This window comes from Kocuria sp. CCUG 69068 (assembly GCF_020833785.1).
Lineage (GTDB): Bacteria > Actinomycetota > Actinomycetes > Actinomycetales > Micrococcaceae > Kocuria > Kocuria rosea.
In genome coordinates this window covers 1-11316 of the sequence record NZ_PDDL01000108.1, presented here as the reverse complement: position 1 = coordinate 11316, position 11316 = coordinate 1, and the positions used below count along the sequence as shown (strand labels likewise).

Sequence of the window (11316 nt, the reverse complement as noted above, 5' to 3'; positions counted from 1 at the left end):
TGCTCGTGGTGCTCGGCGTGCTGGCCGCGGCGGACCGGGTCTACGCGGCACGGGACGCGACGACCCCCGAGGGCGTCGTCGAGCCCGGCTCCCGGTGGCGCTCGGCGGGCGGGGACTCGCCGGTGCGCTGGGAGGCGCTCGGCATGCAGGGCCGCGCCTTCGTCGGCGGCGGGCCCACCCCGGCGCAGATCGAGGAGGTCACGGGCCGTCCCGCGGCGGAGCCGGTGCGGGTCTACGTGGGGCTGGACCAGGCCGAGACGGCCGAGGAGCGCGCCGCCCTGGCCGTGGACGAGCTGCGCCGCACCGGCGGCTTCGAGCGGGAGGTGCTGGTGGTGGCCGCGCCAACCGGGTCGGGCTGGCTCGAGCGCCAGTCCGTGGACACCGTGGAGTACCTCAACGCGGGGCGCACGGCGATCGTGGCCACGCAGTACTCCTACCAGCCCAGCTGGGTCTCCTTCCTCTTCGCCCCGGAGCTGCCCCGCGCCTCGAGCCGGGCGCTGTTCGACGCCGTGCACGCCGAGTGGGCGCGGATGCCGGCGGGGGACCGTCCCCGGCTGGTGGTGTACGGGCTGAGCCTCGGCGCCTCCGGGATGCAGTCCGTGTTCGCCGACGTCCCGGAGATGACCCGCCGCACGGACGGCGCCGTGTTCACCGGCCCGCCGAACAACGCCCAGCCCTGGCGGAGCCTGCAGGAGGGCCGCGACCCCGGCAGCCCCGTGTGGCAGCCGGTCCTGGACCAGGGCCGGACCGTGCGCTGGCTCTCCGTCCCGGGGGACTTCGACGCCGTGCCCGGGCCGTGGGAGCGCCCGCGGATCGCCTACCTCCAGCACGCCACGGACCCCATCACCTGGCTGGACCCCGCCGTGATCTGGCAGCGGCCGGAGTGGCTGGCGGGATCGCAGGCCGAGGGCGGGCGCGCCGCGGACGTGAGCGACGCGATGGTGTGGATCCCGCTCCTGACCTACCTCCAGCTGGCCGTGGACATGGTCCTGGGCGAGGCCGTCCCGGCCGGCCACGGGCACAACTACGGGGACGTCGCCGTGGACGCGTGGGCCGCCGTCCTGCCGGACCACGGCCTGGACGGGCCGGCCCTGGACCGCGTCCGGGAGGTCATCGCCGCCTACCCCTACGAGGACGCCGGGGCGGACTGAGGCCGGCGGCCGGGCGGGGCGCGGTCGTCCCGGCCGCCGGGTCCCGGGCCGGCCCGGTGCTACCGCCCCGTCAGCTCCGCCCGGGCGAGGTCCAGGGCCCGGGCCAGGCGCTGCACGCCCACCTCCGTGCGCTCCGGGCTCGTGGAGGCGAAGCACAGCCGGAAGGCGTCCTGGAACCGGCCCGAGGGGGACAGCGCGGGACCGGGGATGAAGGCGACCCCCTCGGCGAGGGCGATCTCGAACAGCCGGGGCGTGGCCACGGCCGCGTCGTCGCCCTGCAGGGTCACCCACAGGAAGAAGCCGCCCTCGGGGTCGGTCGTGACCACCCGGGAGCCCAGGTGACGGGCGATCGAGGCGTCCATGGCCTGTTTGCGCCGCCGGTACTCCGTGCGCAGGCCGGCCAGGTGGTCGTCGTAGCCGCCCTGGCGCACGAACCGCTCCACGATGTGCTGACCGGGGACGTTCGTGCAGGTGTCCATGGCCTGCTTGCCGGCGATCAGCAGCCTCCGCAGCCGCGGGTCGGCGTCCACCCACCCCACGCGCAGCCCCGGGGCGAGGACCTTGGAGAAGGTCCGCACCGAGAACACGAGCGGGTCGTCCGGGCTGATCTCGCGGAAGCCGGGGACGTCCTCGCCGGCGAAGCGCAGGCCCCCGTACGGGTCGTCGTCGATGATCACGGCCCCCCACCGGTGCGCGAGGTCCAGGAGGCGCCGCCGGCGCGGCTCGCTCAGCGTGGTGCCGGAGGGGTTCTGGAAGTTCGGGATCGTGTAGACCGCCCGCGGGGTGCGCCCCGTCTCGGCGACCAGCGTCTCGAGCGCGTCCACGTCCATGCCGTCCTCGTCGACCGGGACCTCGAGCAGGTCCGCGCCGTAGCTGAGGGCGGTGCCGGAGCCGTTCGTGTAGGTGGGGGACTCGACCACCACGAGGTCGCCCGGGTCCACGAAGAGCTTGAACGCGAGGTCCAGGCCCTGCATGCCGCCGGAGGTGATGACGAGCCGTTCGGGCCGGGTCGGCTCCGGGGTCGTGGAGTGGTGGGCCACGACGGTCTCGAGCAGACCGGGCTCGCCCTCCGTGGCCCCGTACGTGAACGAGCCGGCGCCGAGGACCTCGGCGGCGATCCGCCGGAACTGCTCCGTGGGGATCACCTCGGCGGCCGGGGCGCCCATCGCGAAGCGGACGATGTCGTGGGTCTGGGCGGCGAGCAGGGACGTCGAGGAGTCGATGACCGACCCCACGAGCCCGTCCGCCCGGCGGGCCAGGGGCAGCAGGCCCCGGGCGGGGTCGCCGCCCACCCCCGCGGTGGGGGCGGTGCGCAGGCCGGCCACGGTGGTGAGGGATGCGGCGGTGGTGGTCATGGGATCACTTCCTGATGAGGGCTCGGGGGAAGGAGGTCAGGGCCTCCGTCCCGGTGGCGGTGATGCGGATCGACTCGGAGACCTCGTAGCCGTACCCGGTCATCCACATGCCGCAGATGAGGTGGAGCGTCATGTTCTCGGCGAGCACGCTCTCGTCCTCCGAGCGGATGCTGATGGTGCGCTCGCCCCAGTCGGGGGGATAGCCGATGCCCACGGAGTAGCCGAGCCGGCTGGGCTTCTCGAGCCCGAACTCCGCGAGCGCCCAGTTCCAGGTGCTCGCGAGCTCGCGCACCGGGACGCCCGCGGCGGTGACGTCGAGCACGGCCTCGAGCCCCGAGGCCACGGCCTCCTCGAGCAGACCCAGCTCGGCCGTGGGCGGGCCGAGCATCACCGTGCGGGCCAGCGGCACGTGGTAGCGCCGGTGCACCCCGGCGAGCTCCACCACCACGGCGTCGCCCTCCCGCAGCACCCGGTCCGACCACGTGAGGTGCGGGGTGTCGGCGGAGGCCCCGGTGGGGAGCATCGGGACCATGGCCGGGAAGTCCCCCCACGCGTCGTCGACCCCCTCGACCTGGGCCCTGGCGATCTGCGCCGCGACGAGGTGCTGCGGGACCCCGGGCTCGATCGTGTCGATCGCGGCCTGCATCGCGGCCGTCGTGACGCGGGCGGCCGTGCGCAGGTACTGGATCTCCGTCGGGGACTTCACGGCGCGCACCCAGTTCACGAGGTCGAAGGCGTCCACGAGGGTCCACTCCGGGAGGGCGTTGACGAGCGAGCGGTAGCCCTTGGGGGAGAAGAAGTGGGAGTCCATCTCCAGGCCCACGCACCCCCGGGCGGCGGGGGCGACCCGGCCGCGGCGGCGCAGGGCGAAGGCCACCCAGTCGAAGGGGTGCAGGTGCGGGCGGTGCACGTAGCGCTCGGGATAGCCGACGATCTGCCCGGGGTCCAGCCGGGCCGTGCGGAACGCGCCGTTGGCGTCCATCTCCCGCAGGAACAGCAGCAGCTCGCCCTCCGCCGGCACGAACAGCAGCTGCGGGGTGTAGAAGGACCAGGCGTCGTAGCCCGTCAGGTAGAACAGGTTCGCGGGGTCGGTCACCAGCAGCGCATCCAGGCCCTGCTCCGCCATCCGCCCCCGCACCGCGCGCAGCCGGGCGGCGTACTCCGCGTCGGGGAACAGCGCGGGGCGGACGTCCGGATCGGCCACGGTGTCATCGGCCACGGGGCACCGCCGTGTACTTCGTCTCGAGGAACTCCTCGATCCCCGTGCGGCCGCCCTCGCGCCCGAGGCCCGAGGCCTTGACCCCGCCGAAGGGCGCCGCCGGGTTGGAGACCAGCCCCGTGTTGATCCCGACCATGCCGACCTCGAGGGCCTCGCTGACGCGGAAGCTGCGGTCCACGTCGCGGGTGAAGAGGTAGCCCACGAGCCCCCACGGGGTGTCGTTGGCCCACCCGAGCACCTGCTCCTCGGAGTCGAACGCCACCACGGGCGCCACCGGCCCGAAGATCTCCTGGGACATGAGCGCGGCCTCGGAGCTGACCCCGGACAGCACGGTGGGGGCGTAGAACCAGCCCCGGCCCCCGGCCCGGCGTCCCCCGCACAGCACGGACGCCCCCCGGGCCAGGGCGTCGTCCACGAGCTCCTCCACCTTGGCCAGGGCCTTCTCCTCGACGAGGGGGCCCACCTGGGTGCCCTCGGCCACGCCGTGGCCCACGGTGAGGGAGCCCATGCGCTCCGCGAGGCGTGCGGAGAACTCCCCGGCCACGGAGCGGTGGACGAACAGGCGGTTGGCCGCCGTGCAGGCCTCGCCCATGTTGCGCATCTTCGCGGTCATCGCGGCCTCGACCGCCACGTCGAGGTCGGCGTCCTCGAACACGATGAAGGGGGCGTTGCCGCCCAGCTCCATGGACGAGCGCATGACGTGCTGGGCCGCCTGCTCGAGCAGCCGCACCCCCACCTCGGTGGAGCCGGTGAAGGAGATCTTGCGGGCGATCCCCGAGGACATCCAGGGCCCGACCACCGAGGAGGCCCTCGAGGTGCACACGACGTTGAGCACCCCCGCCGGCAGTCCGGCCTCCACCAGGACGTCCACGAGGGCCAGGGAGGACAGCGGCGTGAGGTTCGCGGGCTTGAAGACCATCGTGCAGCCGGCCGCGACGGCCGGGCCGATCTTGCGGGTGCCCATGGCCAGCGGGAAGTTCCACGGGGTGACCAGCACGCAGGGTCCCACCGGCTCCTTGGAGACCAGGATCCGGGTCCTCCCGTCCCCCGAGAGGGTCATGTCCCCGCCGATCCGCACGGCCTCCTCGGAGAACCAGCGGAAGAACTCGGCGGCGTAGGCGACCTCCCCGCGGGCCTCGGCGAGGGGCTTGCCCATCTCCGTGGACATCACCAGCGCGAGCTCGTCCCGGCGGGCCATGATGAGGTCGTGGGAGCGGCGCAGGATCTCGCCGCGCTCGCGGGGCGCGGTCCGCGCCCAGTCCTTCTGGGCCCGCCCCGCGGCCTCGATCGCCCGGACGGCGTCCTCCGGGCCGCCGTCCGCCACCGTGGCGACGACCTCCTCGGTGGCCGGGTCCACCACGTCGAAGCGGCGCCCGGAGGCGGCCTCGGTCCACTCGCCGTCGACGAAGACCCCGGTGCTGACCCCGGCGACGGCCTCCCGGGACCGGCGCAGGACGTCCTCGGAGGCGGTGATGGGGGCGGTGGTGGGGGCGGCGGAGTCGGTCACGGGGTGTCCTTCCGGTCGGGATCGGCGCGGGGTGCGGGGCGGGATCCGGTGCGTCCGGGCGCGGTGCGGGACGGGGCGGGGCTCATGCGGTCGCCGCCGCCCCGGCGAGGACCTCGGCCAGGGCGGCCTCGAAGCGCTCGAGGCCCGTGCGGATCTCCTGCTCGGAGACCACCAGCGCGGGGATCAGCCGGACCACGTTGCCGGCCGGCCCGCACGTCAGGGTGAGCAGCCCGTGGCCGGTGGTGGCCTGCTGCACGGCGAGCGCGGCGGCGGCGTCCGGGGAGCCGTCCTCCTGTGCGAACTCGACGCCCTGCATCAGCCCGCGGCCGCGGACGTCGCTGATCCCGGGGTAGCGCTGCTGCAGGGGCCGCAGCCCCGCCTGCAGCTGGTCCCCGCGGACCCGCGCGTTCTCCACCAGGTGCTCGTCGCGGACCACGTCCAGGGTGGCGCAGGCCGCCGCGGCGGCCACGGCGTTGCCGCCGTAGGTCCCGCCCTGCGACCCGGGCCAGCCCCGCTCCATCAGCGCGGTCGGCGCCGCGATCGCCGAGATCGGGAAGCCCGAGGCGAGGCCCTTCGCGGTGATCAGCACGTCCGGTACCACGTCCGCGAACTGGTGGCCCCAGAACCGCCCGGTCCGCCCCACCCCGGCCTGCACCTCGTCCAGCACCAGCAGGATCCCGTGCCGGTCCGCCCGCTCCCGCAGCCCCTCGAGGAAGGCCGGCGGGGTGGGCAGGTAGCCGCCGTCGCCGAGCACGGGCTCGATCAGGAGGGCCGCGGTGTCCTCGGGCGCCGTCCTGGTCACCAGGAGGTAGTCCAGCTCCCGCAGGGCGAAGTCGACCGCCGTCCGCTCGTCCCACCCGTAGCGGTGGGCGTAGGGGAACGGGGCCATGTGCACCCCGCCCATGAGCGGGGAGAAGCCGGCGGAGAACCGGGTGCCCGCTGTGGTGAGGGTCGCCGCGGCCACCGTGCGGCCGTGGAAGCCGCCCTGGAAGACCACCACGTTGGGCCGGCCCGTGGCCATCCGGGCCAGCCGCACCGCGGCCTCGACCGCCTCGGAGCCGGAGTTGGCGTAGAACACGGAGTCCAGGCCCGGCGGCAGGACCTCGCCCAGCTTCTCGGTGAGCTCGAGCAGCGGGGGGTGCAGCACGGTCGTGTACTGGGCGTGGATGACCCGGCCGACCTGCTCGCGGGCCGCCTCGACCACCCGGGGGTGGCAGTGGCCCGTGCTGGTCACCCCGATCCCGGTGGTGAAGTCCAGGTACTCGCGCCCGTCCGTGCCGGAGATCCAGCAGCCCCGGGCGGAGTCGACGACGACCGGGGTCGCCTGCTTCAGGAGCGGACTCAGTGAGGTCATGGCCCATCATGGGAACAGCCCGTGCAGATTGTCAACAATCGGACCGCCCCCGTAGGGTGGCCCCATGAGCACCGTGCGCGAGCCGCCCCGTGTCGTCGTGCTGACCGCCGAGGGCACGCCACCGCCCGGCAACGAGGAGGCCCTCCGGGCCCTCGCCGACGTCACCGTGGTGACGCGCGAGGGCCTCGCCGACGCCCTCGCGGGGACCGGCGGGCGGCGCCCGGCGGAGGTGCTGCTGCTGTGGGACTTCTTCTCGGACGCGCTCGCCGGCGCGTGGGACGCCGCGACGGGGCTGCGCTGGGTGCACGTCGCGGCCGCCGGGGTGGACGCCGTGCTGTTCCCGGCGCTGCGCTCCTCGGCGGTGCTGGTGACCAACGCGCACGGCGTCTTCGACCGGCCCATCGCCGAGTTCGTCCTCGCCGCGGTCCTGGCCCAGGACAAGCAGCTGCACCGGAGCGCGCGGCTGCAGCGCGAGCACCGGTGGGTGCACCGCGAGCTGCGGCGCACCCAGGGCTCCACGGCCCTCGTCGTGGGCACCGGGGGGATCGGCCGCGCCACCGCCAGGCTGCTGCGGGCGGTGGGGGTGGAGGTCCGCGGCGCCGGGCGCACGGCGCGGACGGAGGACCCGGACTTCGGGACCGTCGTCCCCGCCGCCGAGCTGGCCGAGCACGCCGGGTGGGCGGACCACGTGGTGCTGGCCGCCCCGCTGACCGGGCGGACGCACGGGATCGTGGGCCCCCGGGTGCTCGCGGCGATGTCCCCGCACGCCCACCTCGTGAACGTGGGCCGGGGCGCGCTGGTGGACGAGGACGCGCTGCTGGAGGCCCTCCGGGCGGGGCGTCCGGCCGCCGCGACCCTGGACGTCTTCGACACGGAGCCCCTTCCGCGGGACCACCCCTTCTGGGCGATGGACAATGTGCACGTGTCCGCGCACATGTGCGGGGACGTGGAGGGGTGGCGGGACGAGCTCGCCGCCCAGTTCGAGGACAACCTCCGGCGCTGGACGGCCGGGGAGCGGCTGGTCGACCAGGTGGACAAGAACGCCGGCTACGTCCGCTCCCGGTGAGGGGGCGGCGGGACCGCCGGCGACGGCGCCGCGGGTCCCGTGCCGGCGGGCCACGACGAGAGGAGAGCACGGACCATGCGCGTAGCAGTTCCCAGAGAGATCAAGCCGGCCGAGCGGCGGGTGGGCCTCGTGCCCGCCGGGGTGACCCAGCTCGTGCGGGACGGCCACGAGGTGCTCGTGGAGACCGGCGCGGGGGAGGGCTCCGGGTTCGACGACGACGCCTACACCGCCGCGGGGGCCGAGGTGGTCGACCGGTCCGCCGTGTGGGAGCGGGCGGAGCTGCTGGTCAAGGTGAAGGAGCCGGTGGCCGAGGAGTACGGCTTCCTGCGCCCCGACCTCACGCTCTTCGCGTACCTGCACCTGGCCGCCGACCGCCCGCTCACCGAGGCGCTGCTGGAGGCGGGCACCACCGCCGTGGCCTTCGAGACCGTCCGCGCCGGCCGGACCCTGCCCCTGCTCCAGCCGATGTCCGAGATCGCGGGCCGGCTCGCCGCGCAGTCCGCCGCCCACCACCTGCAGTCCAACGCCGGCGGCCCCGGGCTCCTGATGGGCGGGGTCCCCGGCGTCGCCGCGGCCAAGGTCGTGGTGGTCGGCGGCGGGGTCGTGGGCACGCAGGCCGCCCTGATGGCCTCGGGGCTGATGGCCGACGTCACGGTGCTCGACGCCAACGGCGTGCGGATCCGCGAGCTCACCGACCTGCTCGGGCACCGGGCCCGCGTGCTGATGAGCGACGAGCACGTGCTCGAGGAGGAGATCTCCGGGGCGGACGTGGTGATCGGGGCGGTGCTCGTCCCGGGGGCGGCGGCGCCCAAGCTCGTGCGCCGCGAGCACCTCGCGGTGCTGCACGACCACGCCCTGCTCGTGGACGTCGCCATCGACCAGGGCGGGTGCTTCGAGACCTCCCACCCGACCACCTACGACGACCCGACGTTCGAGGTGGACGGCATCACCCACTACTGCGTGGCGAACATGCCCGGCGCCGTGCCGCGCACCGCGACCCGGGCCCTCGCCAACGCCACCACGCCCTATCTGCGGCGCCTGGCCCGCGGCCCGGAGCAGGCCCTGGCCGCCGATCCGGAGTTCGCGGCCGGGCTCAACACGGCCGCCGGGCGGATCCGGCACGCCGGGGTGGCGGAGGCCTTCGCGGACCTGCCCGCGCAGCTGGACTGAGTCCCGGCGGACGTCCCGCCGGGGCTCAGTCCGGCGCCGGGCCGTCCGCCGTGAGCAGGCGGAGCAGCCGCTCCAGCTCGACCCGGTCCTCCGGGGCCAGCCGCGAGAAGTACTCCTCGGACTCCCGGCGCCGGTCCTCCCGGACCCGCTCGCGCAGACCGGTGCCCCGGGGCGTCAGCGCCACCAGTGTGGCCCGCCGGTCGGACGGGTCCGGGACCCGTTCCACGAGCCCCTTCTGCTCGAGCAGGTCCACCACCTCCGTGGCGGACCGCGGGGCGATGCGCAGGGCCTCGGCGAGGTCCTTCACCCGCAGGCTGGCGGACCCGCCGCCGTGGCGGCAGGTCCCGGCCGGGCCTTGCCGGTGCCCCGGCTCACCGGCACATCCGGCGAGGGCGTCGAGCGCCCGGAACTGGTGCGGGGTCAGTCCGAAGGGGGCCAGCTGCTCGGCCCACCGGCGGCGCAGCCGGCGGAAGACGGCGTGCAGCAGGTCCCCCAGGCGGGCCGGATCCGGAGCGTCGTTGGGCATGGCGTCATCCTATCCCCATTGCGGGTTACCTCATAGAGAGGTAACCTCCTTGATAGTTCCCGAGGAGGATCCCATGGCGACGACCCAGCACCCCGCGCGCGTCCGCACCCCGGCGCACGACGGCGGAGGCACCCCGGCCGACAGCCCGGGCGTCCTGCCCGGCGCCGGCCCCGGAGGCGGCGGGGGCGGAGGTCGGCCTGCGCGCCGGAACCCCGCGGACCGGACGCAGCTCGCCCGGCACCCCGTCAGCCCGCGCCGGATCGCGGCGCTGTTCGCCCCGCACCGGAGCACGATCGCGCTCGTCGTCGTGCTCATCACCGCGTCCTCGGTCGTCAACCTCGCCCAGCCGTTCCTGGTCCGCGGCGTGATCGACGACGCCCTGCCGGGCGGCGACACCCGCCTGCTGGTGCTGCTCACCGCCTCGATGGTCGGGGTCGCGGCGCTCACCTCCGTGATCGGCGTGGTCCAGACCTGGATGGCCACCGCCATGGGCCAGCAGGTGATGCACGCGCTGCGCGTGCAGCTCTTCACCCACCTGCAGGCCCAGTCGCTGGGGTTCTTCACCCGGACCCGGGGCGGGGAGGTGCAGTCGCGGCTCACGCACGACATCGCGGGGATGCAGTCCGTGGTCACCAGCTCCGCCACGGGCGTGGCGTCCAACCTCACCACCGCCGTGGCGACGGCCGTGGCCATGGTGGCGCTGTCCCCGGCGATGAGCCTCGTCTCCCTGGTGGTGCTGCCGCCGGCGATCTGGCTCTCCCGCCGCGTGGCCCTGATCCGCCGGGACGTCACCGACGAGCGCCAGCGGGAGCTCGCCGCGCTCCACACCCAGGTGGAGGAGGGGCTGTCCGTCTCGGGGGTCCGCCTGGCCAAGACCCTGGGCACCACCGCGCGGGACGCGGAGCGCTTCACCGAGCGCTCCGACCGGCTCGTGGGCCTGGAGCTGCGCAGCCAGCTGGCCGGGCGCTGGCGGATGGCCACCATGCAGATCGTCTTCGCCGCCATCCCCGCCGTGATCTACCTGGCCGCCGGCTTCCCGGCCACCAGCGGCGGCATGACCATCGGCACCCTCGTGGCGTTCACCGCCCTGCAGGGGACCATCTTCCGGCCCGTCATGGGCCTGCTGAACATCGGCGTGCAGTGGGTGTCCGCGCTGGCCTTCTTCAGCAGGATCTTCGAGTACCTCGACCTCGAGCCGCAGATCGTCCCGCCCGCCGCGCCCGTCCGGCTGGACCCGGCCGCCGTGCGCGGCGAGGTCCGGTTCGAGGGCGTGCGCCACGCCTACGACGACGGGGCCGACGTCCTGCACGAGCTCGACCTGGTGCTGCCGGCGGGCACCACCACGGCGGTGGTCGGACCCACCGGCTCGGGCAAGAGCACCCTCGGCTCCCTGCTGCCGCGGCTCAACGACGTCGCCCGCGGCAGGGTGACGATCGACGGCGTCGACGTGCGGGAGATCGATCCGGCGGACCTCGCCCGGATCGTGGGCGTCGTCTCTCAGGAGACCTACCTGGTGCACGCCACGGTGCGCGCGAACCTGCTGCTGGCCGATCCGGACGCCTCCGACGCCGAGCTGTGGGCCGCCCTGGGCGCCGCGCGCGTCGCCGACACCGTCGCCGGGCTGCCGGATGGGCTGGACACCGTGGTCGGCGCGCGCGGCCACCGCTTCTCCGGCGGGGAGCAGCAGCGCCTGGCCATCGCCCGGACCGTGCTGCGCAACCCGCCCGTGCTGGTCCTCGACGAGGCCACCAGCGCGCTGGACAACACCACCGAGGCGCAGGTCCAGGAGGCCCTCGACCGGCTGGCCGCCGGCCGCACGACCCTGACCATCGCGCACCGGCTCTCCACGGTCGAGAACGCCGACCAGGTCGTGGTGCTCGAGGGCGGACGCATCGTCGAGCGGGGCGCGCCGCGGGAGCTGCGCGCGGCCGGCGGCCCGTTCGCCCGGCTGGCCGCCCGGACCGGCCC

The 11316-nt window shown here is 75.1% G+C and carries 9 protein-coding genes; 4 read left to right on the top strand and 5 right to left on the bottom strand.

What is annotated here, in order from left to right:
- Positions 1-1151: alpha/beta-hydrolase family protein (locus tag CRM73_RS15855; RefSeq protein ID WP_229588426.1), on the top strand; the 1151-nt coding region annotated here is incomplete at its 5' end.
- A 59-nt stretch (positions 1152-1210) separates the two neighbouring features.
- Here CRM73_RS15855 and CRM73_RS15850 read toward each other — a convergent pair.
- From CRM73_RS15850 to CRM73_RS15835, 4 genes are all read right to left on the bottom strand, one after another.
- Positions 1211-2506 (bottom strand): PLP-dependent aminotransferase family protein, encoded by a 1296-nt coding sequence (locus CRM73_RS15850; RefSeq protein ID WP_229588424.1) that lies wholly within the window; start codon positions 2504-2506, stop codon positions 1211-1213.
- 4 nt (positions 2507-2510) lie between these two features.
- The gene (locus tag CRM73_RS15845) at positions 2511-3725 is read right to left on the bottom strand and encodes a M24 family metallopeptidase (RefSeq protein WP_229588422.1); all 1215 of its coding nucleotides are present in this window, start codon (positions 3723-3725) and stop codon (positions 2511-2513) included.
- Entirely contained in the window at positions 3715-5178 is a 1464-nt protein-coding gene (locus tag CRM73_RS15840) for an NAD-dependent succinate-semialdehyde dehydrogenase (RefSeq protein ID WP_255662969.1), read from the bottom strand. The genes CRM73_RS15845 and CRM73_RS15840 overlap by 11 nt, the downstream gene beginning before the upstream one ends.
- A gap of 136 nt (positions 5179-5314) precedes the next feature.
- Positions 5315-6586 carry an aspartate aminotransferase family protein gene (locus CRM73_RS15835; protein ID WP_035925578.1) on the bottom strand — a complete coding sequence of 424 codons (1272 nt, stop codon included), beginning with the start codon at positions 6584-6586 and terminating at the stop codon, positions 5315-5317.
- A gap of 64 nt (positions 6587-6650) precedes the next feature.
- On the opposite strand from CRM73_RS15835, the gene CRM73_RS15830 reads away from it, so the two are divergent.
- Both CRM73_RS15830 and ald read left to right on the top strand, forming a co-directional pair.
- Positions 6651-7652 carry a D-2-hydroxyacid dehydrogenase gene (locus CRM73_RS15830; protein ID WP_035925582.1) on the top strand — a complete coding sequence of 334 codons (1002 nt, stop codon included), beginning with the start codon at positions 6651-6653 and terminating at the stop codon, positions 7650-7652.
- 75 nt (positions 7653-7727) lie between these two features.
- Positions 7728-8822 (top strand): alanine dehydrogenase, encoded by a 1095-nt coding sequence (gene ald / locus CRM73_RS15825; protein WP_095649823.1) that lies wholly within the window; start codon positions 7728-7730, stop codon positions 8820-8822.
- 25 nt (positions 8823-8847) lie between these two features.
- Here ald and CRM73_RS15820 read toward each other — a convergent pair whose 3' ends face one another.
- A complete protein-coding gene (locus CRM73_RS15820) occupies positions 8848-9348 on the bottom strand; it encodes a MarR family winged helix-turn-helix transcriptional regulator (RefSeq protein WP_109268543.1) in 501 nt (166 codons plus the stop codon).
- 73 nt (positions 9349-9421) lie between these two features.
- On the opposite strand from CRM73_RS15820, the gene CRM73_RS15815 reads away from it, so the two are divergent.
- Positions 9422-11316 (top strand): ABC transporter ATP-binding protein (locus tag CRM73_RS15815; protein WP_229588418.1); only part of this gene is annotated, 1895 nt, incomplete at its 3' end.

What these genes read in the sequence shown, in the direction of transcription:
- CRM73_RS15850 (WP_229588424.1), bottom strand. Translation starts at nt 2,506, where the DNA reads ATGACCACCACCGCCGCATCCCTCACCACCGTGGCCGGCCTGCGCACC.
- CRM73_RS15835 (WP_035925578.1), bottom strand. Translation starts at nt 6,586, where the DNA reads ATGACCTCACTGAGTCCGCTCCTGAAGCAGGCGACCCCGGTCGTCGTC.
- CRM73_RS15830 (WP_035925582.1), top strand. Translation starts at nt 6,651, where the DNA reads ATGAGCACCGTGCGCGAGCCGCCCCGTGTCGTCGTGCTGACCGCCGAG.
- ald (WP_095649823.1), top strand. Translation starts at nt 7,728, where the DNA reads ATGCGCGTAGCAGTTCCCAGAGAGATCAAGCCGGCCGAGCGGCGGGTG.
- CRM73_RS15820 (WP_109268543.1), bottom strand. Translation starts at nt 9,348, where the DNA reads ATGCCCAACGACGCTCCGGATCCGGCCCGCCTGGGGGACCTGCTGCAC.